Annotated in this window: 36 protein-coding genes; 4 read left to right on the top strand and 32 right to left on the bottom strand. The window is 64.3% G+C overall.

The window, feature by feature from the left end:
* Positions 1–171 precede the first annotated feature (171 nt).
* Positions 172–1,158: a malate dehydrogenase gene (locus HMPREF3113_RS09090; protein ID WP_019186175.1), complete on the bottom strand. Its 987-nt coding sequence runs from the start codon at positions 1,156–1,158 to the stop codon at positions 172–174.
* A 63-nt stretch (positions 1,159–1,221) separates the two neighbouring features.
* On the bottom strand, positions 1,222–1,716 hold the full coding sequence (locus HMPREF3113_RS09085) for a peptidylprolyl isomerase (protein ID WP_019186174.1): 495 nt from the start codon (positions 1,714–1,716) through the stop codon (positions 1,222–1,224).
* A gap of 362 nt (positions 1,717–2,078) precedes the next feature.
* Between HMPREF3113_RS09085 and typA the strand changes: the two genes are divergently transcribed.
* From typA to HMPREF3113_RS09070, 3 genes are read left to right on the top strand one after another with little or no spacing between them, the layout of a single operon-like run.
* On the top strand, positions 2,079–3,926 hold the full coding sequence (gene typA, locus HMPREF3113_RS09080; protein ID WP_026070244.1) for a translational GTPase TypA: 1,848 nt from the start codon (positions 2,079–2,081) through the stop codon (positions 3,924–3,926).
* 12 nt (positions 3,927–3,938) lie between these two features.
* Entirely contained in the window at positions 3,939–4,424 is a 486-nt protein-coding gene (locus HMPREF3113_RS09075; protein ID WP_019186172.1) for a DUF2127 domain-containing protein, read from the top strand.
* 55 nt (positions 4,425–4,479) lie between these two features.
* Entirely contained in the window at positions 4,480–6,102 is a 1,623-nt protein-coding gene (locus HMPREF3113_RS09070; RefSeq protein WP_026070243.1) for an amidase, read from the top strand.
* 129 nt (positions 6,103–6,231) lie between these two features.
* On the opposite strand, the gene HMPREF3113_RS09065 is transcribed toward HMPREF3113_RS09070, so the two are convergent.
* On the bottom strand, positions 6,232–7,371 hold the full coding sequence (locus HMPREF3113_RS09065) for a mechanosensitive ion channel family protein (protein WP_070471830.1): 1,140 nt from the start codon (positions 7,369–7,371) through the stop codon (positions 6,232–6,234).
* 110 nt (positions 7,372–7,481) lie between these two features.
* Positions 7,482–8,873: a class II 3-deoxy-7-phosphoheptulonate synthase gene (locus HMPREF3113_RS09060; RefSeq protein WP_070471829.1), complete on the bottom strand. Its 1,392-nt coding sequence runs from the start codon at positions 8,871–8,873 to the stop codon at positions 7,482–7,484.
* A gap of 213 nt (positions 8,874–9,086) precedes the next feature.
* Between HMPREF3113_RS09060 and HMPREF3113_RS09055 the strand changes: the two genes are divergently transcribed.
* The gene (locus HMPREF3113_RS09055) at positions 9,087–11,213 is read left to right on the top strand and encodes a TonB-dependent receptor (RefSeq protein WP_070471828.1); all 2,127 of its coding nucleotides are present in this window, start codon (positions 9,087–9,089) and stop codon (positions 11,211–11,213) included.
* 111 nt (positions 11,214–11,324) lie between these two features.
* On the opposite strand, the gene HMPREF3113_RS09050 is transcribed toward HMPREF3113_RS09055, so the two are convergent.
* The 28 genes from HMPREF3113_RS09050 to rpsJ all read right to left on the bottom strand — a co-directional run bounded on the left by HMPREF3113_RS09050 (position 11,325) and on the right by rpsJ (position 26,470).
* On the bottom strand, positions 11,325–11,834 hold the full coding sequence (locus tag HMPREF3113_RS09050; RefSeq protein ID WP_019186167.1) for a disulfide bond formation protein B: 510 nt from the start codon (positions 11,832–11,834) through the stop codon (positions 11,325–11,327).
* A gap of 384 nt (positions 11,835–12,218) precedes the next feature.
* Complete coding sequence (gene rplQ, locus HMPREF3113_RS09045) at positions 12,219–12,605, bottom strand: 50S ribosomal protein L17 (RefSeq protein WP_019186166.1); 387 nt, start codon at positions 12,603–12,605, stop codon at positions 12,219–12,221.
* A 201-nt stretch (positions 12,606–12,806) separates the two neighbouring features.
* Positions 12,807–13,805 carry a DNA-directed RNA polymerase subunit alpha gene (gene rpoA / locus HMPREF3113_RS09040; protein WP_019186165.1) on the bottom strand — a complete coding sequence of 333 codons (999 nt, stop codon included), beginning with the start codon at positions 13,803–13,805 and terminating at the stop codon, positions 12,807–12,809.
* A gap of 54 nt (positions 13,806–13,859) precedes the next feature.
* Complete coding sequence (gene rpsD, locus HMPREF3113_RS09035; RefSeq protein ID WP_019186164.1) at positions 13,860–14,489, bottom strand: 30S ribosomal protein S4; 630 nt, start codon at positions 14,487–14,489, stop codon at positions 13,860–13,862.
* A gap of 14 nt (positions 14,490–14,503) precedes the next feature.
* Complete coding sequence (gene rpsK, locus HMPREF3113_RS09030; RefSeq protein WP_017355427.1) at positions 14,504–14,893, bottom strand: 30S ribosomal protein S11; 390 nt, start codon at positions 14,891–14,893, stop codon at positions 14,504–14,506.
* A 12-nt stretch (positions 14,894–14,905) separates the two neighbouring features.
* Positions 14,906–15,262, bottom strand: a complete 357-nt coding sequence (rpsM, locus tag HMPREF3113_RS09025; RefSeq protein ID WP_019186163.1) for a 30S ribosomal protein S13 — start codon at positions 15,260–15,262, stop codon at positions 14,906–14,908.
* Between the two features lie 345 nt (positions 15,263–15,607).
* Positions 15,608–16,963 carry a preprotein translocase subunit SecY gene (gene secY, locus HMPREF3113_RS09020; RefSeq protein WP_019186162.1) on the bottom strand — a complete coding sequence of 452 codons (1,356 nt, stop codon included), beginning with the start codon at positions 16,961–16,963 and terminating at the stop codon, positions 15,608–15,610.
* 3 nt (positions 16,964–16,966) lie between these two features.
* A complete protein-coding gene (rplO, locus tag HMPREF3113_RS09015) occupies positions 16,967–17,410 on the bottom strand; it encodes a 50S ribosomal protein L15 (protein ID WP_019186161.1) in 444 nt (147 codons plus the stop codon).
* A 4-nt stretch (positions 17,411–17,414) separates the two neighbouring features.
* Positions 17,415–17,606 carry a 50S ribosomal protein L30 gene (rpmD, locus tag HMPREF3113_RS09010; protein WP_019186160.1) on the bottom strand — a complete coding sequence of 64 codons (192 nt, stop codon included), beginning with the start codon at positions 17,604–17,606 and terminating at the stop codon, positions 17,415–17,417.
* On the bottom strand, positions 17,599–18,138 hold the full coding sequence (rpsE, locus tag HMPREF3113_RS09005; RefSeq protein ID WP_019186159.1) for a 30S ribosomal protein S5: 540 nt from the start codon (positions 18,136–18,138) through the stop codon (positions 17,599–17,601). The genes rpmD and rpsE overlap by 8 nt, the downstream gene beginning before the upstream one ends.
* 158 nt (positions 18,139–18,296) lie before the next feature.
* Entirely contained in the window at positions 18,297–18,650 is a 354-nt protein-coding gene (rplR, locus tag HMPREF3113_RS09000) for a 50S ribosomal protein L18 (RefSeq protein WP_019186158.1), read from the bottom strand.
* Positions 18,651–18,681: 31 nt separating this feature from the next.
* The gene (gene rplF, locus HMPREF3113_RS08995; protein WP_019186157.1) at positions 18,682–19,209 is read right to left on the bottom strand and encodes a 50S ribosomal protein L6; all 528 of its coding nucleotides are present in this window, start codon (positions 19,207–19,209) and stop codon (positions 18,682–18,684) included.
* 18 nt (positions 19,210–19,227) lie between these two features.
* Complete coding sequence (gene rpsH / locus HMPREF3113_RS08990; protein WP_019186156.1) at positions 19,228–19,626, bottom strand: 30S ribosomal protein S8; 399 nt, start codon at positions 19,624–19,626, stop codon at positions 19,228–19,230.
* Positions 19,627–19,889: 263 nt separating this feature from the next.
* Entirely contained in the window at positions 19,890–20,195 is a 306-nt protein-coding gene (gene rpsN, locus HMPREF3113_RS08985) for a 30S ribosomal protein S14 (protein WP_019186155.1), read from the bottom strand.
* An 18-nt stretch (positions 20,196–20,213) separates the two neighbouring features.
* Positions 20,214–20,756: a 50S ribosomal protein L5 gene (gene rplE / locus HMPREF3113_RS08980; protein ID WP_019186154.1), complete on the bottom strand. Its 543-nt coding sequence runs from the start codon at positions 20,754–20,756 to the stop codon at positions 20,214–20,216.
* A gap of 11 nt (positions 20,757–20,767) precedes the next feature.
* Entirely contained in the window at positions 20,768–21,085 is a 318-nt protein-coding gene (rplX, locus tag HMPREF3113_RS08975; protein ID WP_017355416.1) for a 50S ribosomal protein L24, read from the bottom strand.
* A 16-nt stretch (positions 21,086–21,101) separates the two neighbouring features.
* Positions 21,102–21,470 (bottom strand): 50S ribosomal protein L14, encoded by a 369-nt coding sequence (rplN, locus tag HMPREF3113_RS08970; protein WP_019186153.1) that lies wholly within the window; start codon positions 21,468–21,470, stop codon positions 21,102–21,104.
* 13 nt (positions 21,471–21,483) lie between these two features.
* On the bottom strand, positions 21,484–21,753 hold the full coding sequence (gene rpsQ / locus HMPREF3113_RS08965) for a 30S ribosomal protein S17 (protein WP_019186152.1): 270 nt from the start codon (positions 21,751–21,753) through the stop codon (positions 21,484–21,486).
* Between the two features lie 11 nt (positions 21,754–21,764).
* Entirely contained in the window at positions 21,765–21,950 is a 186-nt protein-coding gene (gene rpmC, locus HMPREF3113_RS08960; RefSeq protein ID WP_019186151.1) for a 50S ribosomal protein L29, read from the bottom strand.
* A complete protein-coding gene (gene rplP, locus HMPREF3113_RS08955) occupies positions 21,950–22,363 on the bottom strand; it encodes a 50S ribosomal protein L16 (protein WP_019186150.1) in 414 nt (137 codons plus the stop codon). The genes rpmC and rplP overlap by 1 nt, the downstream gene beginning before the upstream one ends.
* A 5-nt stretch (positions 22,364–22,368) precedes the next feature.
* A complete protein-coding gene (rpsC, locus tag HMPREF3113_RS08950; RefSeq protein ID WP_019186149.1) occupies positions 22,369–23,103 on the bottom strand; it encodes a 30S ribosomal protein S3 in 735 nt (244 codons plus the stop codon).
* Between the two features lie 17 nt (positions 23,104–23,120).
* A complete protein-coding gene (gene rplV, locus HMPREF3113_RS08945) occupies positions 23,121–23,456 on the bottom strand; it encodes a 50S ribosomal protein L22 (protein WP_017355410.1) in 336 nt (111 codons plus the stop codon).
* Between the two features lie 12 nt (positions 23,457–23,468).
* On the bottom strand, positions 23,469–23,738 hold the full coding sequence (gene rpsS, locus HMPREF3113_RS08940; RefSeq protein ID WP_019186148.1) for a 30S ribosomal protein S19: 270 nt from the start codon (positions 23,736–23,738) through the stop codon (positions 23,469–23,471).
* Positions 23,739–23,744: 6 nt separating this feature from the next.
* Positions 23,745–24,572 (bottom strand): 50S ribosomal protein L2, encoded by an 828-nt coding sequence (gene rplB / locus HMPREF3113_RS08935; protein WP_017355408.1) that lies wholly within the window; start codon positions 24,570–24,572, stop codon positions 23,745–23,747.
* A 10-nt stretch (positions 24,573–24,582) separates the two neighbouring features.
* On the bottom strand, positions 24,583–24,882 hold the full coding sequence (rplW, locus tag HMPREF3113_RS08930) for a 50S ribosomal protein L23 (RefSeq protein WP_019186147.1): 300 nt from the start codon (positions 24,880–24,882) through the stop codon (positions 24,583–24,585).
* A complete protein-coding gene (rplD, locus tag HMPREF3113_RS08925; RefSeq protein ID WP_019186146.1) occupies positions 24,879–25,484 on the bottom strand; it encodes a 50S ribosomal protein L4 in 606 nt (201 codons plus the stop codon). The genes rplW and rplD overlap by 4 nt, the downstream gene beginning before the upstream one ends.
* 12 nt (positions 25,485–25,496) lie before the next feature.
* Entirely contained in the window at positions 25,497–26,147 is a 651-nt protein-coding gene (gene rplC, locus HMPREF3113_RS08920; RefSeq protein WP_019186145.1) for a 50S ribosomal protein L3, read from the bottom strand.
* A gap of 11 nt (positions 26,148–26,158) precedes the next feature.
* On the bottom strand, positions 26,159–26,470 hold the full coding sequence (gene rpsJ, locus HMPREF3113_RS08915) for a 30S ribosomal protein S10 (RefSeq protein WP_010341589.1): 312 nt from the start codon (positions 26,468–26,470) through the stop codon (positions 26,159–26,161).
* Between the last annotated feature and the right edge of the window lie 365 nt (positions 26,471–26,835).

The following is a 26,835-nucleotide window of genomic DNA, read 5'->3' as shown; positions in this document are numbered from 1 at the left end:
AGGGTATGGGGGCCCAGCGCCCGACCCACCGACCGCCGCGGAGGAAAAGACTCAGCACGCGCCTCTACCTGCACCGCCCATGGGCGAAGAACCAAAAAAAAACGCCGGGCAATGCCCGGCGTTTCTTCCATCAGGCACCGACCAACGGCCAGCACCTGTCGCGGCGTGCGATCAGCCCAGCAGGTGGGCGACGCCGGCGCGCTCTTCTTCCAGCTCGGCCAGGGTCTTGTCGATGTACTTCTGGCTGAAGTCGTCGACCGGCAGATCCTTCACCAGGGTGTACTCGCCGTTCTCGGTGGTGACCGCGAAGCCGAAGATCACGCCTTCCGGAATGCCGTAGGAGCCGTCGGACGGCACGCCCATGGTGACCCACTTGCCGTTGCTGCCCAGCACCCAGTCACGGATGTGGTCGACGGCGGCATTGGCGGCCGAGGCTGCCGAGGACGAGCCACGCGCTTCGATGATCGCCGCGCCGCGCTTGCCCACGGTCGGGATGAAGGTCGATGCGTTCCATTCCTGGTCGTTGATCGCCTCGGCGATGGAGGCACCATCGGCGGTGGCGAAACGGTAGTCCGGGTACATGGTCGGGCTGTGGTTGCCCCACACGATCAGCTTTTCCATGCCACCGACCGGCTTGCCGAGCTTGGTCGACAGCTGGCTCAGCGCGCGGTTGTGGTCCAGGCGCAGCATGGCGGTGAAGTTGCGCGGGTTCAGGTCCGGCGCCGACTTCATGGCGATGTAGGCGTTGGTGTTGGCCGGGTTGCCGACCACCAGCACCTTCACGTCACGCTTGGCGACCTTGTTCAGTGCGGCGCCCTGGGCGGTGAAGATCTTCGCGTTTTCCAGCAGCAGATCCTTGCGCTCCATGCCCGGGCCGCGCGGACGCGCGCCGACCAGCAGGGCGATGTCGGCGTCCTTGAAGGCGACTTCAGCGTCGTCGGTACCGACCATGCCGGCCAGCAGCGGGAACGCGCAGTCTTCCAGTTCCATCATCACGCCGCGCAGGGCGGCCTGGGCCTTGTCGACCGGCAGCTCGAGCAGCTGCAGGATGACCGGCTGGTCCTTGCCCAGCATGTCGCCGGAGGCGATGCGGAACAGCAGGGCGTAGCCGATCTGGCCGGCGGCGCCGGTCACGGCAACACGAACAGGTGCTTTCATGGGGATTTCCTCTGCTAAGAATCGTAAAAACGGCCCCCTTCACAGGGGGCCGTCGGGATCGGATCAGGCGCTGGGGATCAGCTTGTTCCACTCCGCCACGCGCTCGGCCTGGGCGGCCAGCACGGCGTCGGTGTCGCCTTCCAGGGTGATCGAATGGATCACATCGCCCTGCTTGACCGAGTCCACGATGGCCTGGCCGTCCAGGACCTGGCCGAACACGGTGTGCTTGCCGTCCAGCCAATCGGTCTTGATGTGGGTGATGAAGAACTGGCTGCCGTTGGTGTTCGGGCCGGCATTGGCCATCGACAGCGAACCGACCTGATGCTTCACGCCATTCTTTTCATCTTCGAACTTGTAGCCCGGGCCGCCGGTGCCACGACCCTGCGGGCAGCCGCCCTGGATCATGAAGTCGGGGATGACGCGGTGGAAGATCAGGCCGTCATAGAAGCCGTGCTTGACCAGGTTCACGAAGTTGGCGACCGTCAGCGGGGCCTTGTCGGCGAACAGCTCGACCTTGATCGGGCCCTGGGTGGTGTCGAAAGTGGCGATGAGGGACATGCAAATCCTTGGGGTACGGGGGTTTGTCGTTAGCCCCATAGGATACACCGCGCCCCCTGACCAACGGGCGCCTGTTGGACAAACGCGTCGCCACGCGCCCAGGTACCTCCGCGCCGGCACGGACACGCTTTGCTGAATGCCTCAGGGACGGCGGCTGAATGCCTCAGGGACGGCGGTCGTGCCGGCCGTTGGCCAGCAGCCAGGCAAAACCTGCCGGGGATCACGGGGTTGCCGGCCAGCGGCCGGCACTACCTGAATGCCCGTCCGGCAAGGCTTGCGACGCACTTTTCGCGATTGGTCATCTTGGCCGTATAATGTTGGACTTCTTTTTCCAAATCCGGCGCCGACTGGCCCCCTTTCGCATGTCTATCGAAAATCTTCGCAACATCGCCATCGTCGCCCACGTCGACCACGGTAAGACCACCCTCGTCGACCAGCTGCTCAAGCAGTCCGGCACCCTCTCCGAGCGCACCGTGCTCGCCGAGCGCGTGATGGACAGCAATGACCAGGAAAAGGAACGCGGCATCACCATCCTGGCCAAGAACACGGCCATTACCTGGGAAGACAAGAAGACCGGCATCAAGAACCGGATCAACATCGTCGACACCCCGGGACACGCCGACTTCGGCGGCGAAGTGGAGCGCGTGCTGTCGATGGTCGACACCGTGCTGATCCTCGTCGATGCGATGGACGGCCCGATGCCGCAGACCCGCTTCGTGACCCAGAAGGCCTTCGCGATGGGCTTCAAGCCGATCGTCGTGGTCAACAAGGTCGACCGTCCGGGCTCGCGTCCGGATTGGGTGATCGACCAGGTCTTCGACCTGTTCGACAAGCTCGGCGCCACCAATGAGCAGCTGGACTTCCCGATCGTCTACGCCTCGGCCCTGAACGGCTACGCCGGCCTGGAAGACACCGTGCGCGACGGCGACATGACCCCGCTGTACGAAGCGATCATGCAGCACGCGCCGAAGCCGGAAGTGGACCCGGAAGGTCCGTTCCAGATGCGCATCAGCCAGCTGGACTACAACAACTTCGTGGGCGTGATCGGCATCGGTCGCGTGCAGCGCGGCACCCTGAAGAAGAACATGCAGGTCGCGGTCATCGATCGCGAAGGCAAGAAGCGCAACGGCAAGGTCGCGCAGGTGCTGGGCTTCCTGGGCCTGGAGCGCATCGAGCAGGATACCGCCGAGGCCGGTGACATCATCGCCATCTCGGGCATCCCGGAACTGACCATCTCCGACACCCTGTGCCACCCGGACACCCCGGAAGCGCTGCCGGCGCTGACCGTCGATGAGCCGACGATCTCGATGACCTTCCAGGTCAACAACTCGCCGTTCGCCGGCAACAAGGACCTGTCCGGTGGCAAGTTCCTGACCAGCCGCCAGATCAAGGACCGCCTGGACCGCGAGCAGGTCCACAACGTGGCCCTGAAGGTGGAACAGCTGGAAGACGCCGACAAGTTCCTGGTCTCCGGCCGTGGCGAACTGCACCTGTCGGTGCTGATCGAGAACATGCGTCGTGAAGGCTACGAGCTGGCCGTGTCGCGCCCGGAAGTGATCATCAAGCAGATCGACGGCCAGGCCATGGAGCCGATCGAGCAGCTGGTGGTGGACATCGAAGAGCAGCACCAGGGCGGCGTGATGGAAAAGCTGGGTACCCGCAAGGGCCAGCTGAAGAACATGGAGCCGGACGGCAAGGGCCGCGTGCGCCTGGAATACCAGATCCCGGCCCGTGGCCTGATCGGTTTCCAGAACGAGTTCAAGACCCTGACCCAGGGTTCGGGCCTGCTGTTCCACGTGTTCGATCATTACGGCCCGAAGGAACAGGGTTCGATCGCCAAGCGCCAGAACGGCGTGATGATCGCCAATGCTCCGGGTGCCACCCCGGCGTACTCCCTGGGCCCGCTGCAGGAACGCGGCAAGCTGTTCGCTGCTGAAGGCGACAACGTGTATGAAGGCCAGCTGGTCGGCATCCACTCCAAGGACAACGACCTGACCGTCAACGCGATCAAGACCAAGCCGCTGACCAACATGCGCGCTTCGGGCAAGGACGATGCGATCCAGCTGACCCCGGCGATCAAGTACTCGCTGGAGCAGGCCCTGGACTTCATCGAAGACGACGAGCTGGTCGAGATCACCCCGAAGGAAATCCGCCTGCGCAAGAAGGGCCTGACCGAAAGCGACCGCAAGAAGGCATCGCGCGGCGGCTGATAGGACCCTGTCGTGACCGACAAGCCCTACAACCCGGATCCTCACAAGCATCCGGGGCTTCACCTGATCGCCTTGCTGGAAGCCAGCAAGGCGGTTCTGGCGCTGTTGGCTGCGACCGGGCTGGAAATGCTCGGCCCGCAGCCCCTGCGCGATGCGGTCAATGCCTTGATCCGCCGGTTCAGTCTGGACCCGGATCACGGCACCCTGCCCTCGCTGCTCAACATGATCAGCCCCGATGCCGTGCATCTGGCGGCTGCTGCGATGGTCGCCTATGGCGTCCTGCACCTTTTCGAGGCCTGGGGCCTCTGGCGCGCCAAAGCCTGGGCCTCCTGGCTGGGCTGCGTCACCGCCGGCATCTACCTGCCGTTCGATATCTACGCCATTCTCCGTCACCCGGGCTGGGCCTCGTGGTCGGTGCTGGTGATCAATCTGATCGTGGTCGGCGTGCTCGCCCGCGATATCCGCAAACGCCATGGCAAGGCCGCCAACGCGGCTTGAGTTGCCAAGCGCCGTCTGTGCTGGTTAGCCTGTCGGCCGGTTCGGGGGGACAGGCATGCGCCTGACACTGACATCACTGATGCTCATCGCACTGGCCGGCTGCAGCCCGGGCCCGGCGCCCCTGCACGCCCGTGAGTCGCCTGCCGCGGCACCGCCCACCAGCGCGCCGATTCCCTTCGCCTACGCCGAAGCCGACATCGCCGATCTGCAGGCGCGCATGGCCAGCGGCGAGCTGGACAGCGTCACCCTGGCCCGCGCCTACCTGGACCGCATCGCCCGCCTCGACCGCGCCGGCCCGCGCCTGCGCGCGGTCATCGAGCTCAATCCGGACGCACTGCGCGAGGCCGCCCAACTGGACGCCGAGCGCCGCCGGGGCCAGCTCCGCGGCCCGCTGCACGGCATCCCGGTGCTGCTCAAGGACAACATCGGCGCCAGCCCCATGAGTACCACTGCCGGCTCGCTCGCACTGGAAGGCTTCCGCCCCGACGATGCGTTCCTGGTCAAGCGGCTGCGCGCGGCCGGCGCGCTGATCCTGGGCAAGACCAACCTGAGCGAATGGGCCAACTTTCGCTCCAGCCAATCGGTCTCTGGCTGGAGCGCGCGTGGCGGACAGACCCGCAACCCGTATCGGCTCAGCCACAGCCCCTGCGGCTCCAGCAGCGGCAGCGCGGTGGCGGTGTCGGCCAATCTGGCGGTGGCGGCGATCGGAACGGAAACCGATGGCAGCATCGTCTGCCCGGCCGCCGTCAACGGCGTGGTCGGGCTGAAACCGACCGTCGGCCTGGTCAGCCGGGAAGGCATCCTCCCGATCTCCTTCAGCCAGGACACCGCCGGCCCGATGGCGCGCAGCGTCGCCGATGCGGCGGCCCTGCTGACCGCCATGGCCGGCCGCGACGAGGCCGACCCGGCCACCGCGACCATGCCCGGGCGCGCGGTCTACGACTACACCTCCCGCCTGAACGCCGATGGCCTGCGCGGCGCGCGGGTCGGCGTGCTGTATGGCGACCTGATGCAGAAGCCGGGCATCGCCCCGGCCCTGCAGCATGCCGTGGCCGTGCTGCGCGACGCCGGCGCCACCGTGGTGCCGGTGCAGCTGCCGACCCAGGGCCAGTGGCAGGACGCCGAACGCATCGTGCTGATGCACGAGTTCAAGGCCGGGCTGCAGCGCTACTTCACCACCTACCAGGCCCCGGTGCGCAGCCTGGAGGACGTGATCGCCTGGAACCGGCAGCACGCGGGCAAGGAGCTGGCGCTGTTCGACCAGGACCTGATGGAAACCGCTGCCGCCATGGGCGGGCCGGGCACCCCGGCGTACATCCGCGCGCGCAGTGACGCACGCCGCCTGGCCGGCCCCGAGGGCATCGATGCGGTGCTGCGCGAGCAGAAACTGGATGCGCTGGTGGCCCCGACCACCGGCGTGGCCTGGCCGATCCGGCCGGGCAGTGGCGATGACTTCCCGGGCGAGAGCTACAGCGCTGCCGCCGTGGCCGGCTACCCGAGCCTGACCGTGCCCATGGCGCACGTGAACGGCCTGCCGCTGGGCCTGCTGTTCATGGGCACCGCGTGGAGCGAGCCGCGCCTGATCGAACTGGGCTACGCCTACGAGCAGCGCACGCGGGCGCGCCGCCCACCACGCTTCCAGACCGACAGTCTGCTGACGAACGCCGTCGCGCCCTGACGGGCGTGTACCGACCAACGGTCGGTACCTACCCGATAACGTACGCCCCACCTCGGTAGTGCCGGCCGCTGGCCGGCAACCACGCAATCCCGGCACAGGGTCCATGCGTTTGCCGGCCGGCGGCCGGCACTACCGGGATGCATCACCCGGGTCCGGCAGGATCGCCGGCTCACCATCCTCGGCCCCGGGCGAGCGCACATCCTCGGCCGGCTGCGAGCGCGGCCGGCGCGTCGGCGTCACTTCCTGGTTGAGCTCGGCACGGGTGCGCGGCAGCGCCTGCGGATGCTCGCGCGCCAGGAAATCGAGCATCCGCTCGCGCACGATGCAGCGCAGATCAAATGCATCGCCGGAGTTGCGCGCGCTCACCAGCAGGCGCACCTGCAGGGTGTGCTCGCTGGTTTCGGTCACCTGGGTTACGCTGACCTGGCCGTCCCACAGTGCCTCGCCTTTGCAGATCCGCTCCAGTTCAGCGCGGATCGCCGGGATCGGCGCGGTGTAATCCAGCCACAGGAAGGCAGTGCCGAGCAGGTCCGCACTGCGCCGTGTCCAGTTCTGGAACGGGTGCTCGATGAACCACGTCAGGGGCACCACCATCCGCCGCGCATCCCAGATCCGCACCACCACGTAGCTGCTGTTGATCTCCTCCACCCGGCCCCACTCACCTTCCACGATCACCACATCGTCCAGCCGGATCGGCTGGGTCAAGGCGATCTGCAGGCCGGCGATCAGGTTGCCGAACACCGGCTTGGCCGCGATACCGGCGACCAGGCCGATGATGCCGGCCGAGGCCAGCAGCGCGGTGCCGATCTGGCGCACCATCGGGAAGGTCAGCAGGATCAGCGAGACGCCGATCAGGATGATCGCGCCCATCAGCACGCGGCTCAGCACGCGGGTCTGGGTCTGGATGCGACGCGCTTCGAGATTGTCGGCCACCTCCATCGGGTGGTCGCGCAGGATCGCCTGCTCGCCGGCAGCGACCGCGCGCACCAGCAGCCAGATGAAGCAGCCGGTCAGGCCAATGTGCAGCAGGCGCAGTGACTGGTCCAGCCAACGCCCGTGCAGCGGCGTGGCTTCCAGCGCGGGAATCAGCAGCAGCAGCGGCAGCGCGAACGCCAGCGGACGGCTGATCACGCGCGCGATGCGGGCGCGGCGGTAATCGCGGTTTTTCAAGCGCCGCGTCAACGCCATCAGCAACCACCAGCCCGTGATCCCGATCACCAGTGCGATCGAGATCGGCCATAGATACAGCGCTGCCTGCTGCCAGTCCACGGTCACTGCACGCTCCTGTGTTCTTCGCAAGGAAGTCCACAGGATGCCGGTACCACCATGACCGGGGTGTCAGACGAATGTAAGGTGCGTGTCGAGGACACGCCCCCGGGTCAGTCGGCGTAATGCGCCTGCTTGCGCACGATCGCCATCGCGATCTCCAGCGACTGCTCGTAGTTCAGGCGCGGATCGACGGAGGAGCGGTAGGCACGCTCCAGGTCGCGTTCGGTCAGCTCGCGGGCGCCGCCGGTGCATTCGGTCACGTCCTCCCCGGTCAGCTCCAGGTGCACGCCGCCCAACCGCGTGCCGGCCGCGGCATGCAGATCGAAGGACATCTCGACCTCGCCACGCACATTGTCGAAACGGCGCGTCTTGTAGCCATTGCTGGTGCTCTCGGTATTGCCATGCATCGCATCGCACACCCACAGCACGCGCCGGCCATCGCGCTTGACCGCATTCAACAGCGGCGGCAGCTTCTCGGCGATCTGCGCCGCGCCCATCCGGTGGATGAAGCTCAGGCGACCCGGTTCGTCATCGGGGTTGAGCACATCGATCAGGCGCAGCAGCTGGTCCGGCTGCACGGACGGGCCGACCTTGATCGCGATCGGATTGCGCACGCCACGCAGGTATTCCACGTGCGCGCCATCCAGCGCCGCGGTGCGCATGCCGATCCACGGGTAGTGCGTGCTCAGGTTCAACCAACCCTGCTGGCGCGGCACCTGCCGGGTCAGCGCCTGCTCGTAGGGCAGCAGCAGCGCTTCGTGCGAGGTGTAGAAGTCGATCCGGTTGAGGTTGTACACCTGCGTGCCGGACAGCGTTTCCATGAAGCGCACCGCGTCGCCGATCGAGGACACCATCTTCTGGTAATCGGTGGCCAGCGGCGAATGCCGCACCCACTCCAGGTTCCAGTACTCGGGGTGGTGCAGATCGGCGAAGCCGCCATCGATCAGCGCCCGCACGAAGTTCATCGTCATCGCCGAATGCGCATGCGCCTGCAGCATCCGGCGCGGGTCCGGCAGACGGGCAGCTTCGGTGAATTCCGGCGCATTGATCACGTCGCCGCGGTAGCTGGGCAGGGTCACGCCGTCGCGGGTTTCGGTATCGGCCGAGCGCGGCTTGGCGTACTGCCCGGCGAAACGCCCAACCCGGATCACCGGCTTGCGCATGCCGTGTACCAGCACCAGGCTCATCTGCAGCAGCACCTTGAGCCGGTTGGAGATGGTGGTGGATTCGCAGTCGCTGAAGTTCTCCGCGCAGTCACCGCCCTGCAGCAGGAAGCGCTTGCCTTCCTGGGCATCGGCCAGCTGCTGCTTGAGCGCCAGGATCTCCCAGGAGGTCACCAGCGGCGGCAGCCGCTTGAGCTCGTGCAGCGAGGCATCCAGCGCCAGCGGGTCCGGGTAGGTCGGCATCTGCAGCGCCGGCTTGCCACGCCAGCTCTCCGGCGACCAGGCAGCGTCGACGGCGGTCGCGGCGGGATCGCCTACGGGGGGGGCGGACAGGCTCATCACGGACTTCCGGGGTGTGGGGCCGGTCATGGTCGCAGAGCGCGCCGCCGGCGCAAAGGGGCGGGCACGCGCCCGGAGGCTGAACGCTGAAGAAAGGACACGGCGATCGGCCAGATCGCGCATGGTCCAGCGGCATCGGACAGGCGCATGATTTGTTACGGAGTAACACTTGCCAGGCCGGCCCCTCCTCCATCGCCCAGCCAAGCCATCCTCATGAAGCCCTCCCTGCTTGCTACCGGTATTGCTGTTTCCCTGGCCTTGACCGGCCTGCCCGCCCTCGCCGCCGCCCCTGCCAACGCCACCCCCGCCGTCACCGATCTGGATGCCGTCACCGTCAGCGCCCAGCTCGACCAGGCGCGCAACGCCCTGTCGCCGGATATCGGCAGCAGCCAGTACCAGATCACCGCCGAAGACATCCAGAACCTGCCGCTGGGTGCCTCCACCCCGTTGAACCAGGTGCTGCTGCAGGCACCGGGCGTGGTCCAAGACTCGTACGGCGGCGTGCACGTGCGCGGCGACCACGCCAACCTGCAGTACCGGCTCAACGGCGTGCTGCTGCCCGAATCGATCTCCGGCTTCGGCCAGACCTTGGACGCCCGCGCGATCAAGAGCCTCCGCCTGATGGATGGCGCCCTGCCGGCACAGTTTGGCGAGCGCACCGCCGCCGTGGTCGACATCACCACACGCAGCGGCGCCGAGCTGGGCAATGGCGGCAGCGCCGGCCTCACCGCCGGCTCCTACGGCAAGGTCAACCCCAACGCCTCGTGGTGGGGCAGCCAGGGCCGCTGGAGCTGGTACCTGACCGGCAACTACGACCAGAACCAGATCGGCATGGAAAATCCCACCGCCTCGCGCCGGCCGGACCACGATGACACCCACCAGGGCAAGGCGTTCGCCGACCTGACCTACCTGGTCAACGACGCCACCCGCCTGAGCCTGTTCGCCGGCTTCTCCGACAACCGCTTCCAGATTCCGGTCAACCCCGGCCAGAGCCCGCAGTTCGGCTACCTGGATACGGTGAACGCCGACTCGGCCGCGCTGGACGAAAACCAGCGCGAGACCACCCGCTTCGGCATGCTGGTGCTGCAGGGAACAGTGGGCGACACCGCCTACCAGGTCTCGGCCGGCCAGCGCTACAGCGACCTGTCCTTCGACCCGGACCTCGCCGGCGACCTCATCTTCAACGGCGTGGCCTCGCAGGTGGAGCGCAGCAATCGCGCCAACAGCGTGCAGGCCGATTTCTCCACGCCGCTGGGTGAGAACCACACGCTGCGCTATGGCTTGTACGTCAACGCCGAGCGCGCCCGCGCCGGCAGCGAGACCTGGGTCTTCCCGGTCGATGCCGACGGCCAGCAGGCCAGCACGACGCCGCTGCGCATACTCGACGCCAATGCCTTCAACGCCACCACCACGGCTGTCTACCTGCAGGACGAATGGCGCCTGGGCGACGACTGGACGATCAACTACGGCCTGCGCGGCGACCGTTACAAGGCCTTCGGTGGCACCGAGGGCCAGCTCAGCCCGCGCCTGGGCGTGGTCTGGAACGCCAGCGACAGCACCACCGTGCACGCCGGCTACTCGCGCTACTTCACCCCACCGGCCAGCGAACTGGTAGCCAGCAGCGACATCGCCCTCTATGAGGGCACCACCAACCAGCAACCGGCCGGCGGCAGCACGATCCCGCTGTCCGAGCGCAGCGATTACTACGACATCGGCGTCTCCCAGCAGATCGGCGATCACCTCACCCTCGGCCTGGACGCCTATGACCGCAAGGTCGACCGGCTGCAGGACGAAGGCCAGTTCGGCGCCGCCTATATCTACTCGACCTTCAACTATCGCCACGGGCATATCCACGGCGTGGAATTCAGCGCCGACTACAGCAATGGCCCGCTCAGCGCCTACGTCAACGCGGCCTACAACAAGGCCATGGGCAAGCAGGTCATCACCGGCCAGTACAACCTGGATCCGGAAGCACTGGCCTATGTCCAGGACAACTGGATCCACCTGGACCACGACCAGAAACTGACCTCCTCCGGCGGCATCAGCTACGCCTTCGCCGGCCACAATCGTCTTGGCGCCGACTACGTCTTCGGTAGCGGCCTGCGCTCGGACGCCGACGGCGTCCCCAACGGTGGCGAACTCCCCGCCTACCTCCAGCTCAACCTGAGCGCCGGCCACGACTTCAACGCCGACAGCGGCCACCCGCTGCACGCACAGCTGGCCCTGGTCAACGCACTGGACCGCAGCTACCAGCTGCGCGACGGCGGCGGGATCGGCGTCTTCGCCCCGCAGTGGGGCCCGCGCCGTGGCGCCTACCTCAGCCTGCAGCAGGACTTCTGAGCGGTGCCCTGACACCTTGCGACCGGATGGGGCCGGGAACATCCAGACCTGACCGCAGCCTCCGACCTGGCCGCGCAACGCGTGCCAGGGCGGAGACGGCCGGATGCGACCTCAGTGGCGGCGACGCGCACGGAACGCCGTCACCAGCGCCCACAGCGCCAATGCCGCGAACCACACCAGGCTCCACATCGGCATCGTCAGGCCCAGGAACTGCCAATCGATGTTGCCGCAGTTGCCGGTACCGGTCAGCACCGTGCGGAACACCTCGAACGGCCCCATCGTCTCGCTGAGGAAGCTCAACGGTGGCCCGCAGCTCGAGCCCATGTCCTGCGGCAGCAACTGCACATACACATGGCGCCCGGCAATGCCGATACCGACAGCCGCCGCGATGAAGGCCAGCACGCCATACGTCTTCCGCCCGGCCGGATCACGCGGACCGTGCAGCGCCCCGATCAGGAACAGCAGCCCCAGCGCCGCGAACGCGATCCGCTGGAAGATGCACAACGGGCACGGCTCCAGCCCCATCTTCAGCTGCAGGAAGATCGCATACCCCAACAGCGCCGCGCAGACCAGGAACCCCAGCAGGAACTGGGCGCGGAAACTCCAACGCAATGGATTCATTGCCAACACTCGTGAAAGTCCAGGCGCCAAGATTAACAGGGCCGCGACCAGCCGCCACGCAGCCGGCCAACGGCCGGCTCTACCTACGCCGCGCACAGCCCCCGCTTTACCCCATGCGCACCGACCATGTGTGCAGGCGTTGGCGCGGGGGGTGGGTTGTCGGGACCATGAGCGCCATGGATGGCGCGACATGAGCCTCCATGGACGGATTTACGGCGTGTCCCGCCAACCCACCCGCGCCGACGCCCCACCCTCGCCCGCAGCGCCATGCTCTTGCCGTGGCCGTGGCCGTGGCCTTGGCCTTGGCCCTTATCAACCCCGCAGAAACGGAAAAACCCGGCACAAGGCCGGGTTCTTCACCGAATAACAGGTACAGCTCGAAGATTACTCTTCGACGGCTTCAGCCACAGCGGCCGGACGATCGACCAGCTCCACGTAGGCCATCGGCGCATTGTCGCCAGCGCGGAAACCACACTTCAGCAGACGCAGGTAGCCGCCCGGACGGTTCGCGTAACGCGGGCCCAGGGTGGTGAACAGATTGCCGACGGCTTCGTTGTCGCGCAGGCGAGCAAACGCCAGACGACGGTTGGCAACCGAATCAACCTTGGCCAGGGTGATCAGCGGCTCGGCAACGCGGCGCAGTTCCTTGGCCTTGGGCAGGGTGGTCTTGATCAGCTCGTGCTTGAACAGCGACGCGGCCATGTTCTTGAACATTGCTTCGCGATGGGCGCTGGTGCGGTTGAACTTGCGACCGGACTTCATATGACGCATGACGGTGATTCCTGAAGTGAATGTTGGATCGGTTGGGTATCGCTGTCGCCATCCTGGCGTTGCTGCTTGGACTGCGGATGGTCCGGTGCCAGCCGTCCTGGCTGGCCGTCACCGCAGGCTATCGACCTGTCGGTGCGGGGTGTTGCCGGTGAAGCCCCCGCACCCGAAGGTGCGGGGTCAAGCATCTTGCGTAGCGCTGGATCAGCCGAGCATGCCGTGCTGGGCGACACCGGCCGGCGGCCAGTTCTCCAGCTTCATGCCGAGCGAAAGGCCGCGCTGTGCGAGGACTTCCTTGATCTCGGTCAGCGACTTCTTGCCGAGGTTCGGGGTCTTGAGCAGCTCCACTTCGGTCTTCTGGATCAGATCGCCGATGTAATAGATGCTCTCTGCCTTGAGGCAGTTGGCCGAACGCACGGTCAGTTCCAGGTCGTCGATCGGGCGCAGCAGCACCGGATCCACGCCGTTGTTGGCCGGCTTGGCCGCACCGCGGTCGCGGTGGGTGAAGTCACCGAAGACCGACAGCTGATCGCTGAGGATGTCGGCGGCAGTGCGCACGGCTTCCTCGGCATCGATCGTGCCGTTGGTTTCGATGTCCAGCACCAGCTTGTCCAGATCGGTACGCTGTTCAACGCGGGCCGCTTCCACCGAATAGGCGACGCGACGGACCGGCGAGAACGAGGCGTCCAGGACCAGACGGCCGATGGCACGGGTTTCTTCATCCGGACGACGACGCGCGGCCGCCGGCTGGTAGCCGAAACCACGCTCGATCTTCAGACGCATATTGATTGCCGTGTCCTTGGTCAGGTGGCAAATGATATGGTCGTTGTTGAGGACTTCGACGTTGTGGTCCAGCTTGATATCAGCAGCGGTCACGACACCCGGACCCTGCTTGGACAGCGACAACGTAGCGTTGTCACCGGTATGCATGCGGATGGCCACGTCCTTCAGGTTGAGCAGGACTTCCAGCACGTCCTCCTGCAAGCCTTCGAGCGTGGTGTACTCGTGCAGTACGCCATCGATTTCGACTTCCGTGATGGCGAAGCCCGGGATGGACGACAGCAGCACGCGACGCAGGGCGTTGCCCAGCGTATGCCCGTAACCACGCTCCAAGGGTTCGATGACGACCTTGGCGCGGGTATCGGTAAGGCGTTCGATCTGCGGACCGCGAGGACGCAGAACCTGGTTGGCGGTAACCGTCATGTTGCGGGTTCTCCTGCGAACCTCCGGTGTGACCCGGAGGTTCTCCAATGTGAATTACTTCGAATACAACTCGACGATCAGCGCTTCGTTGATATCCGCAGGCAGGTCCGAACGATCCGGCACGGCCTTGAAGATGCCGGCGAACTTGCCGGAATCAACTTCAACCCACGACGGACGCAGGTCATGCGTGGCAGACACGGTCAGGGCTTCCTGAACGCGCAGCTGCTTGGCAGCCTTCTCGGACAGAGCGACGGCGTCGCCAGCCTTGACCTGGTACGAAGCCAGGTTGACCGACTTGCCGTTCACGGTGACGCCGCGGTGCGAGACCAGCTGACGGGCAGCCGGACGGGTCACAGCGAAGCCCATGCGATAGACGACGTTGTCCAGACGGGTTTCCAGCAACTGCAGCAGGTTCTCGCCGGTGTTGCCCTTCTTGGTCGAGGCCTTCTTGTAGTAGTTGCGGAACTGACGCTCCAGCAGACCGTAGATACGCTTGACCTTCTGCTTTTCGCGCAGCTGGGTAGCGTAGTCGGACAGCTTGCCCTTACGGGCAGTGGCGCCGTGCTGGCCGGGCTTCTGCTCCAGCTTGCACTTGGAGTCCAGCGCACGGGCCGGGCTCTTGAGGGAAAGGTCGGCGCCTTCGCGGCGGGCGAGCTTACAGGTAGGACCGATATAACGAGCCATTTCTTATCGCTCCTTTAGACGCGACGCTTCTTCGGCGGACGGCACCCGTTGTGCGGGATTGGCGTCACGTCGATGATGTTGGTGATCTTGTAGCCCACGTTGTTCAGCGAGCGCACGGCCGACTCACGACCCGGACCCGGGCCCTTGATGCGGACTTCCAGGGACTTGACGCCGTAGTCGAGCGCGGCACGGCCGGCCTTCTCGGCAGCCACCTGGGCCGCGAACGGAGTGGACTTACGCGAACCGCGGAAGCCAGCGCCACCGGAGGTCGCCCACGACAGAGCGTTGCCCTGACGGTCGGTGATGGTCACGATGGTGTTGTTGAAAGAAGCATGGACGTGGGCGACGCCGTCAGTGACGACGCGCTTGATCTTCTTCTTGGTCTTAGCGACGGGCTTAGCCATTTCTTAGGTCCCTTACTTCCTGATCGCCTTGCGCGGGCCCTTGCGGGTGCGGGCGTTGGTACGGGTGCGCTGGCCACGAAGCGGCAGACCGCGACGGTGACGCAGACCGCGGTAGCAGCCCAGGTCCATCAGGCGCTTGATCGCGATACCGATTTCACGGCGCAGATCGCCTTCCACGATGTACTTGCCGACTTCGAGACGCAGACGCTCGATTTCCGGCTCCGACAGATCGCGGATCTTGGTGGTCGAGGTCACGCCTGCGGCGTCGCAGACCTTCTTCGAACGGGTACGGCCGATGCCGTAAATGCTTTGCAACCCGACCCAGACGTGCTTCTGGGCTGGCAGGTTGACGCCTGCAATACGCGCCATGACGCGGTTCTCCAGCTGAGTGATGGCCGACAGCGCACCATGGGCGCGCCAATCCGGCAGGATGGATCAAAAAAGTGAACTAGCGATTCTATCAAGGTCTCGGTTTACTGGGAAGCCCGTGGAACCTTGAGGTTCCATGGACCCGGCGTGGGGAGTGTGCCCATGCTCCGGCGCCGGATGTCGTTGACTGCAGAGGTTGCCCTCGCCGCCGCCCGCGCTACTCCCGCGCGGGACCACCACATCACACCCCCACCCGAAACCGCTGCAGGGGCCGCCCTTCGATTTGGAAGGCCAGTCCGGGAACCGGAGGGCCTTCACAACAAGAAGACTAGTGTAACAGGTCAATCAGCCGCGGGCAAAACCGCCGCGGTTGCCGCCCTTCAGGTTGGCCTTCTTCAACAGGCTCTCATACTGGTGAGACATCAGGTGCGCCTGGATCTGGGCGATGAAGTCCATCACCACCACCACCACGATCAGCAGCGAGGTGCCGCCGAAGTAGAACGAGGCGCCCAGCTGGGTGCGCAGGATTTCCGGCAGCAGGCAGACGATCACCAGGTACAGCGAACCGGCAGCCGTCAGGCGGGTCAGCACGGCATCCACGTAGTCGGCGGTGGCCTTGCCCGGACGGATGCCCGGAATCAGCGCGCCCGACTTCTTCAGGTTGTCGGCGGTTTCCTGCGAGTTGAACACCAGCGCGGTGTAGAAGAACGCAAAGCCACTGATCAGCGCAGCGAACACGATCATGTGCAGCGGCTCGCCCGGCCCGAGGGCGTTGGCGACCTTCTGCAGCCACGTGGCCGAGCTGGCCTGGCCGGACCACATCGCCAGCGTCGTCGGGAACGCCAGGATGCTCGAGGCGAAGATGGCCGGGATCACGCCCGCCATGTTCAGCTTCAGCGGCAGGAACGAGGTCTGGTTCATGTACGCGTTGCGGCCACCCTGGCGACGTGCGTAGTTCACCGTGATGCGGCGTTGGCCGCGCTCGACGAACACCACGAAGTAGGTGAAGGCCAGCACCACCAGCACGATCAGCAGCAGGGCGATGAAGCTCATGTTGCCGTCGCGGTAGGCTTCCACGGTGTGGATGACCGCGCCCGGCAGGCCGGCCACGATGCCGGCGAAGATGATCAGCGACACACCGTTGCCGATGCCGCGCTCGGTGACCTGCTCACCGACCCACATCAGGAAGATGGTACCGGCGGTCAGCGCGACGATGGCGGTGAGCACGAAGCCCATGCCCGGTGCGTAGACGACCGGGGCACCGCCCGGGGAGACCTGGTTCTGCAGCGCCAGCGCGATGCTGCCGCCCTGCACCACCGCCAGCAACACGGCGCCGATGCGGGAATATTGGGTGATCTTGCGACGACCCGATTCACCTTCCTTCTGCATCGATTTCAATGCCGGGAAGATGTGGACCGCCAGCTGCATCACGATGGATGCCGAGATGTACGGCATCACGTTCAGCGCGAAAATGCTGAAACGGTGCAGGGCGCCGCCCGAGAACATGTTGAACATGTCCACGATGCCGCCGCCCTGCGCCTGCATGAGCGCAAGCATGGCATCGGGATTGACGCCAGGCACCGGCACATAACAGCCGATGCGGTAGACGATCAATGCCCCGATGACGAACAGCAGGCGCTGGCGGAGTTCCGTGAACTTGCCGAGCCCGCCGCCGAGGTTACCAATGCCAGCTTGCGCCATGTCTTACTCCTGTACGCTGCCGCCGGCAGCTTCGATCGCGGCCTTGGCACTGGCCGTTGCAGCGACGCCCTTCAGGGTGAAGGCCTTGGTCAGGTCACCCTTCATGACGATCTTGGCACGCTTGGCGGTGCTCGGGACCAGCTTGGCAGCGCGCAGCGCGGCAAAGTCGATCTCGCCGGCTTCCAGGCGTTCCAGCTGGTAGGACAGCACTTCAGCGGTGTCCTTGGCGATCTTGGAACGGAAACCGACCTTCGGCAGACGACGCTGCATGGGGGTCTGGCCGCCTTCGAAGCCTGCCTTGATCTTGCCGCCACCCTTACGGGCGAACGAACCCTTGTGGCCGCGGCCGCAGGTCTTGCCCAGGCCGGAGCCGATACCACGACCGACGCGGGTGCGCTCTTTACGAGCGCCCGGTGCCGGGCTCAATTCATTCAGATGCATGGTCATTGGATTATTCCTCAACCTTGACGAGGTAGTGGACCTTGTTGATCAGGCCGCGAACCTGCGGGCTGTCCTTCAGTTCACGCACATCGTTGAGCTTGTTCAGGCCCAGGGCACGCACCGACAGGCGGTGACGCGACTGGGTGCCACGCAGGCCAGCCACCAGGCGGACCTTGACGGTCTTGACGGTTTCATTAGCCATGGTTGAGATCCTCCACCTTCTTGCCGCGCTTGGCCGCGATGCGGACCGGCGACTGCATTTCGGTCAGACCCTTCAGCGTGGCGCGAACCAGGTTGATCGGGTTACGCGAACCGACGGCCTTGGCCAGCACGTTCTTGACGCCAACGGCTTCCAGGACGGCGCGCATGGCACCACCGGCAATCACACCGGTACCTTCGGAGGCCGGCATCATGAACACGCGGGCTGCGCCGTGGCCGGACTTCACCGGGTGCCACAGGGTGCCGTTGTTCAGATCGACGGTGGCCAGGTTCTTGCGAGCCTGTTCCATCGACTTCTGGATCGCGACCGGCACTTCACGCGCCTTGCCGTAACCGAAGCCGACCTTGCCTGCGCCGTCACCGACCACGGTCAGTGCGGTGAAGGTGAACTGGCGGCCGCCCTTGACGGTCTTGCTGACGCGGTTGACCGCGACCAGCTTTTCGATCATGCCGTCGTCGACTTTCTCTTCGCGGCGATCGCGATCGCGACCCCGCTGCTGACGTTCTTCTGCCATGTTGATTCCTTGATTGATTGAGTATGTACGGCTCAGGGCCGCTTATAGCTGTGAGATGGAGCGGTGATTCGAGCGCCCCTGCAGAAGAAGGACGTCGCCCGGCGCAACCCGCGCCGGCAGGCAGGCGGAAGCGGGGACCAGCCCCGCTTCCTTATCCCTTAGAACTGCAGGCCGCCTTCGCGGGCTGCATCAGCCAGTGCCTTGATGCGGCCGTGGTAGCGGTAGCCCGAGCGGTCGAAAGCGACCTTCTCGATGCCCGCAGCCTTGGCGCGCTCGGCGACCAGCTTGCCAACCTTGGCGGCGGCGTCGCTGTTCTTGCCGTTCTTCAGGCCTTCCTTGACGTCGGCCTGGGTGGTGTTGGCAGCTGCCAGCACCTTGGAGCCGTCGGCGGTGAAGACCTGGGCGTACAGGTGCTGACCGGTGCGCAGCACCGACAGACGCGGCACGCCGAGCACACGGATGTGGGCACGGGTCGACTTGGCACGACGCAGACGAGCGATGTTCTTGTTCATGATCTTTTTCCTTGAAAGCTGAGGGCGTGAGTTACGCCTTCTTGGCTTCCTTACGAATGATGACTTCGCCGGCGTACTTCACACCCTTGCCCTTGTAGGGCTCCGGCGGACGGAAGCCACGGATCTTGGCGGCAACTTCGCCAACGCGCTGCTTGTCGGTGCCCTGGACCAGCACTTCGGTCTGGGTCGGGGTCGAAATGGTGATGCCTTCCGGCGCCACGAACAGGACCGGATGCGAGAACCCGAGCGACAGGTTCAGGTCCTTGCCCTGCATGGCGGCACGGTAACCGACGCCGACCAGCTCGAGCTTGCGCTCGAAGCCTTCGGTCACGCCGTGGACCATGTTGGCCAGGATGGCGCGCACGGTGCCGGTGAGGGCGACCAGCGAGGCATCGTTGGCGGCCAGGGTGGCAACGCCGTTGTCGACAGTGATTTCAACGCCAGCAACCTTGGCAAGCGACAGGGTGCCCTTCGGGCCCTTCACGCTGACGGATTCCGGCTGGATGTTCAGTTCAACGCCCTTGGGCAGGTTGACTGGCTTCTTGGCTACGCGGGACATAGTTGTTTCCTTCTCGCCTTAGGCCACGAAGCACAGGACTTCGCCGCCGACGCCCAACTGGCGCGCCTGCGCATCAGTCATGATGCCCTTGGAGGTGGAGATGATGGAGATACCCAGGCCGTTGAGGACCTTCGGCAGCTCGGACTTGCCACGGTACTGGCGCAGACCCGAACGCGAGAAGCGCTTCAGGGTCTCGATGACCGGCTTGCCTTCGAAATACTTCAGGACGATTTCAAGCTCGGCCTTGTTGTTCTCGATCTTGGTCACGCGCAGATCGGTGATGTAGCCTTCGGCCTTCAACACCTCTGCGATTGCCACCTTGATCTTGGACGACGGTGCTTTCACCGTCTGCTTGCCAACCGCGGCCGCATTCTTGATGCGTACCAGCAGGTCGGCGATGGGATCAGTCATGCTCATAGTCGATACCTTTGAGTGCACCGATATCCGCTTTCGCGAAAATCTTGTGTCTACCTGGGATGGGCCAGGGCCCTTGTTGCCTGTTCAGCGGACCAACGGCCCGCTCTACGCCAGCCCCCGTGACGGAGCAAGACGCGGGAGTATACGGCAAAAAGAGCCCGACTTGCGTCGGGCTCCCTTAATCCGGGATCAGGGCCGGAAAACCGACCCCTCCCCCCTGCCCCGTGCCGTGAAGGCGCGCGGCAGTGGAAGGGACGAATCCCTTACCAGCTGGCCTTGCGCAGGCCCGGCACGTCGCCACGCATGGTGGCTTCACGCAGCTTGTTACGGCCCAGGCCGAACTTGCTGTACACGCCACGCGGGCGGCCCGAGAGCTCGCAACGGTTGCGGTGACGGCTCGGCGACGAGTCGCGCGGCAGCTTCTGCAGCTTGATGACGGCCTCGGCCTTTTCGTCGTACGACGCGGTCGTGCTGGAGATGATCTTCTTCAGCTCTTCACGCTTGCCGGCGTACTTGACGGCCAGCTTCGCACGCTTGAGGTCGCGGTTGACCATGGAGGTCTTTGCCATTTCGGATTCCTCGACGTATCAGTTACGGAACGGGAACTTGAACGCTGCGAGCAGCGCCTTCGCTTCCGCATCGGTCTTGGCGGTGGTGGTGATGGCGATATCCATGCCGCGGATCGCGTCGACAGCGTCGAAGTCGATTTCCGGGAAGATGATCTGTTCCTTCACACCCATGTTGAAGTTGCCGCGACCGTCGAAGGAACGACCCGAAACACCACGGAAGTCGCGCACGCGCGGCAACGAGATGTTGATCAGACGGTCCATGAACTCGTACATCTTTTCACGACGCAGCGTGGTCTTGCAGCCGATCGGCCAACCATCGCGGATCTTGAACGATGCCACCGAGACGCGGGACTTGGTCACGATCGGCTTCTGACCGGAGACCTTGGCCATGTCGGCGACGGCATTTTCCAGGATCTTCTTGTTCGTGGCTGCTTCGCCGACACCCATGTTCAGGGTGACCTTGACCAGCTTCGGAACCTGCATCGGATTGGTGTAGCCGAACTGCTTCATCAGCGCCGGCACCACTTCTTCCTTGTAAAACTTTTCGAGACGGGAATTCATCAGCTCATTCCTCAGGCGTCGAGCGCCTCACCGCTGGAGCGGAACACACGCAGTTTGCGTCCATCCTCCAGCACCTTGAAGCCAACGCGCTCGCCCTTGCCCGAAGCCGGGTTCAGCACATTCACGTTGGAGATATGGATCGACGCTTCACGCTCGACCACGCCGCCGGCAACGCCTGCCTGCGGGTTCGGCTTGGTGTGGCGCTTGACGATGTTCACGTTGGCGACGATCACACGATCGCCGTCGACGCGGACGACTTCGCCCTGCTTGCCCTTGTCCTTGCCGGTGTTGACGACGACCTGGTCGCCCTTCTTGATACGGTTAGCCATGATTATCTCCTGGCGCTCACAGAACTTCGGGAGCGAGCGAGACGATCTTCATGAACTTCTCGGAACGAAGTTCACGGGTCACCGGTCCGAAGATGCGGGTGCCGATCGGCTCTTGCTTGTTGTTGAGCAGGACCGCGGCGTTGCCGTCGAAACGGATCAGCGAGCCATCGGCGCGACGCACACCCTTGCGGGTACGCACCACGACGGCGTCATACACTTCACCCTTCTTGACTTTGCCGCGCGGGATTGCGTCCTTCACGGTGACCTTGATGATGTCGCCGATGTGGGCATAACGGCGCTTGGAACCACCCAGCACCTTGATGCACATCAGTTCCTTGGCACCGGAGTTGTCCGCGGCGTCGAGGTAGCTCTGCATCTGGATCATGATTCAGATCTCCTTATTCAGCCGCACGCGTGATGACTTCCACCACGCGCCAGTTCTTGGTCTTGGACATCGGAGCAATCTCGGCCACGCGCACGACATCACCTTCGTTGCAGGTGTTGTCGGCGTCGTGTGCGTGCAGCTTGGTCGAACGCTTGATGTACTTGCCGTACAGGGCGTGCTTGACCAGGCGCTCCACCAACACGGTGACCGTCTTGTCCATCTTGTTGCTGACGACACGGCCTTCGACCGTGCGCAGCGTCTTGCTGTCGTTGTTATCGCTCATCGCGGCCATCCTTACTTGGTGCTGCCGAGCAGGGTCTTGACGCGAGCGATCTCGCGACGAACCCGGCGGGTTTCGTGGGTCTTCGGCAGCTGGCCAGTGACCTGCTGCATACGGAGCGAGAACTGCTCCTTACGCAGGTCGATCAGGTGGCTCTTCAGGTCGTCAGCCGACTTTTCGCGAAGTTGTTTGATATCCATCAGAGCACCGTCCGGGTCACGAAAGTGGTGGTCACGGAGAGCTTGGCGGCAGCCAGGCGGAACGCCTCACGTGCCACGTCTTCTGCGACGCCTTCGATTTCATAGATCATGCGGCCGGGCTGGATCTGGGCTACCCAGTACTCCACGTTGCCCTTACCAGAACCCATTCGGACTTCGATGGGCTTCTTGGTGATCGGCTTGTCGGGGAACACTCGGATCCACATCTTGCCGCCGCGCTTGACGTAGCGGCTGATCGAGCGGCGGGCCGCTTCGATCTGACGCGCGGTCAGCTGACCATGAGCGGTTGCCTTCAGGCCGTACTCGCCGAAGCTGACGGCGTTGCCGCTCCAGCTCAGACCATCGTTACGGCCCTTGTGTACCTTGCGGTATTTGGTTCGCTTGGGTTGCAACATTGTCGTTACCTCGCTTCACGAGCCGGGCGCGACGGACGGTCACCGCGGTCGCCGCGATCGTTACGATCGTTGCGCGGGGAGTCGTCCTGCTTTTCCTGGCCAACCTGGGAGAAATCGAAGACTTCGCCCTTGTAGATCCAGACCTTGATGCCGATGATGCCGTAGGTCGTCTTGGCTTCAGCGAAGCCATAGTCGATGTCGGCACGCAGCGTATGCAGCGGCACGCGGCCTTCGCGGTACCACTCCGAACGGGCGATTTCCGCGCCGTTCAAGCGGCCACCGACGTTGACCTTGATGCCCAGGGCACCGAGGCGCATCGCGTTGCCGACCGAGCGCTTCATCGCGCGGCGGAACATGATGCGACGCTCCAGCTGCTGCGCGATCGACTCGGCAACCAGCTGTGCGTCCAGCTCGGGTTTACGCACTTCGGTGACGTTGATGTGCGCCGGGACGCCCATCATTTCGCTCACTTCCTTGCGCAGCTTCTCGATGTCCTCACCGCGCTTGCCGATCACCACGCCCGGACGGGCGGTGTGGATCGTCACGCGAGCGGTCTTTGCCGGACGCTCGATCAGGATCTTGCTGATGCCGGCCTGCGCAAGCTTCTTGCGCAGCATGTCCCGCACCTTCAGGTCGGCTGCCAGATAACCAGCAAACTCGGCCTTGTTGGCGTACCACTTGGAGTTCCAGTCCTTGGAAATGCCGAGGCGGATACCAATCGGATGAACTTTATGACCCATGGTGTTTTCCTTTCCGCTTACTTGCCGGCGCCCACAACCACAGTGATGTGGCTGGTGCGCTTGAGGATGCGGGTGCCGCGGCCTTTCGCCCGCGCCATGAAACGCTTCAGGGTCGGACCTTCATCTACCATGATGGTCTGTACCTTCAGCTCGTCGACGTCGGCGCCCTGGTTGTTCTCGGCGTTTGCAATAGCCGACTCCACCACCTTCTTGATCAGGTGGGCAGCCTTCTTGTCCGAGAACTTCAGCAGGTTGACCGCACGCTCGGCCGGCAGGCCACGCACCTGGTCAGCGACCAGGCGGGCTTTCTGCGCAGAGATGCGCGCGGAGCGCAGGATTGCTTTCGCTTCCATTGTCATCTCTCCTTACTTGCCCGACTTCTTGTCACCACCGTGACCCTTGAAGGTCCGGGTGATGGCAAATTCGCCGAGCTTGTGGCCGACCATGTTCTCGTTGACGAGCACCGGAACGTGGTTCTTACCGTTATGAACGGCGATGGTGACGCCTACCATTTCCGGCAGGATCATCGAACGGCGCGACCAGGTCTTGATCGGCTTCTTGCTACCCGCAGCGGCTTCCACCTTCTTGATGAGGTGGTGATCGACAAACGGGCCCTTCTTGAGTGAACGTGCCATGGTCGATTAGCCCCTACGATCGCGGACGATGAATTGCTGGGTGCGCTTGTTATGGCGCGTCTTGTAACCCTTGGTGGGGACACCCCACGGGGTGACCGGATGCGGGTTGCCCTGGCCGGCCTTCGCCTCACCACCACCGTGCGGATGGTCAACCGGGTTCATGGCAGCACCACGAACGGTCGGGCGGACACCACGCCAGCGCTTGGCGCCAGCCTTGCCCAGCTTTTCCAGGTTGTGTTCGTCGTTACCGACTTCACCGATGGTGGCGCGGCACTCGACCGGCACCTTGCGCATTTCACCCGAGCGCAGGCGCAGGGTGGCGTAGATGCCTTCACGAGCGACGAGCTGCACGGCAGCGCCGGCGGCACGCGCGATCTGAGCACCCTTGCCCGGCTTCAGTTCGATGCCGTGGACAGTGGTACCGACCGGGATGTTGCGCAGCGGCAGGGTGTTGCCGGTCTTGATCGGCGCATCCGAACCCGCGATCACCTGGTCACCGGCCTTCAGGCCCTTCGGTGCGATGATGTAGCGGCGCTCGCCGTCGACGTAGCACAGCAGGGCGATATGGGCGGTGCGGTTCGGATCGTATTCGATGCGTTCCACGCGCGCCGGAATGCCTTCCTTGTTGCGCTTGAAGTCGATGACACGGTAGTGCTGCTTGTGACCACCACCCACGTGACGGGTGGTGATGCGGCCGTGGTGGTTACGACCACCGGACTTGCTCTGCGGCTCCAGCAGCGCGGCATGCGGCGCGCCCTTGTGCAGATCGGGCGTGACCACGCGCACGGCCGAACGGCGGCCGGGAGAAGTGGGTTTGAATTTCATCAATGGCATGGGATGTACCTCAGGCCTTGGCCGTTACATCGATGGACTGGCCATCGGCGAGACGCACGTACGCCTTGCGCCAATCGCCGCGGCGGCCGGTGCGGTTACGGAAGGACTTGTTCTTGCCCTTCACGTTCAGCACGTTGACCGACTCGACCTTGACGTCGAACAGCTGCTCGACCGCGGCCTTTACATCGGCCTTGGTGGCTTCGTTCGAAACTTCGAAGACATACTGGTTGGAATGTTCCTGCAGGCGCGCGGTCTTTTCGGAGACTCGCGGAGCGCGCAGCACGCTGAAGACTTTTTCGTTGCTGCTCATGCCAGCCACTCCTCGACCTTCTTGACCGCATCAGCGGTGATGACGACCGTGTCGGCACCGACCAGCGACACCGGGTCCAGGCCCTGCACGTCACGCACTTCCACGTAGGGAATGTTGCGGGCCGACAGGTACAGGTGCTCGGAAGCATCTTCGGTGACGATCAGCGGACGCTTGCCCACTTCCAGGCCGGCCAGCTTGGCGATCAACGACTTGGTGTTGGTCGCTTCGACATCGAAGGACTCCACGATCGTCAGACGGCCCTGGCGGTTCAGCTCGGACAGGATCGCGCACATGGCTGCACGGTACTGCTTACGGTTGACCTTCTGCTCGAAGCTGCGCGGCTTGGCCGCGAAGGTGACACCGCCGCCGATGAAGATCGGAGCCGTCAGTGCGCCATGACGCGCGCCGCCGCCCTTCTGCTTCTTCGACTTCTTGGTGGTACCAGCCACTTCAGAGCGAGTCTTCTGCGCCTTGGTGCCGGCGCGACCGGCGTTGCGGTAAGCAACGACGACCTGGTGAACCAGATCTTCGCTGAAATCGCGACCGAACACGGCATCGGAGACCGAGACCTTGTTGTTGCTACCCGTGATAACGAGTTCCATCGTCATCTCTCCTTATGCCTTGCTAGCCGGACGAACGATCACGTCACCACCCGCTGCGCCCGGAACGGCACCACGGATCGCGATCAGACCACGCTCGACATCGACCTTCACCACTTCCAGGTTCTGGGTGCTCTGCTGCACCGAACCCATGTGGCCGGACATCTTCTTACCCGGGAAAACGCGACCCGGGGTCTGGCGCTGGCCCAAGGAACCCGGCGCGCGATGCGACAGCGAGTTACCGTGGGTTGCATCGCCCATACGGAAGTTGTAGCGCTTGATGGTGCCCTGGAAGCCCTTACCCTTGGTGACACCCTGGACGTCGACCTTCTGGCCAACTTCAAAGATGTCCGCCTTGACTTCGCCGCCGACGGCGAAATCGCCGAGCTGCGCGTCTTCAACGCGGAATTCCCACAGGCCACGGCCCGCGTCGACCTTCGCCTTGGCGAAGTGACCGGCTTCCGGCTTGTTGACCAGGGCAGCGCGACGCGCGCCGACGGTCACCTGCACGGCGCTGTAGCCGTCAGCTTCGACGGTCTTGATCTGCGCGATGCGGTTCGGGGTTGCTTCAATCAGGGTTACCGGGATGGCCTGGCCATCTTCGGTGAACACGCGGCTCATGCCAGCCTTGCGGCCCACGAAGCCCAACGAATATTTCTTCGTCATGGTCGTAGTCCTCAGGTCAGCTTGATCTGAACGTCGACGCCGGCAGCCAGTTCGAGCTTCATCAGCGCGTCCACGGTCTTGTCGTTCGGGTCAACGATATCGAGCACGCGCTTGTGCGTGCGGGTCTCGTACTGGTCACGCGCGTCTTTGTCGACGTGCGGGGAGACGAGAATGGTGTAACGCTCGATCTTGGTCGGCAGGGGGATCGGGCCACGCACTTGCGCGCCGGTCCGCTTTGCCGTTTCTACGATCTCGCTGGCCGAACGGTCGATCAAACGATGATCGAACGCCTTCAGCCGAATCCGGATCTTTTGGTCCGCCATGACGGTGGGTTCCTTCGTTAAAAGAGCGACGGACAAGGCCTCTGGGTTGCCTTGTCCCATGAATATCCTGAATGCAGACGCCGCACATTCCTGCGCGGCGACAAGATCTTTCCGTAGACCTCAAAAATCGAGGCAGACCGGTTTCCCGATCTGCCCAGACAAAAAGTATAGCGCGCATACAAGTTGGCAGTCAACAGGGTCACTGTTGACAAAGCCTGAATGGCGCGACCCTTCCTGGTCTGGGGAACACGAGGAGCATCCTGCGCCTCTTTTCCCATTTAATTACGCCCCGATGCCCTACCCAGGCAACATCGGGGCGCAGATTCTAGCAGATTACTCGAGGATCTTGGAGACCACGCCGGCGC

This window comes from Stenotrophomonas sp. HMSC10F06 (assembly GCF_001807865.1).
GTDB classification, from domain to species: Bacteria; Pseudomonadota; Gammaproteobacteria; order Xanthomonadales; family Xanthomonadaceae; genus Stenotrophomonas; species Stenotrophomonas bentonitica_A.
The sequence above is the reverse complement of the archived record's forward strand: the minus strand, read 5'-3'. Positions and strand labels throughout refer to the sequence as shown.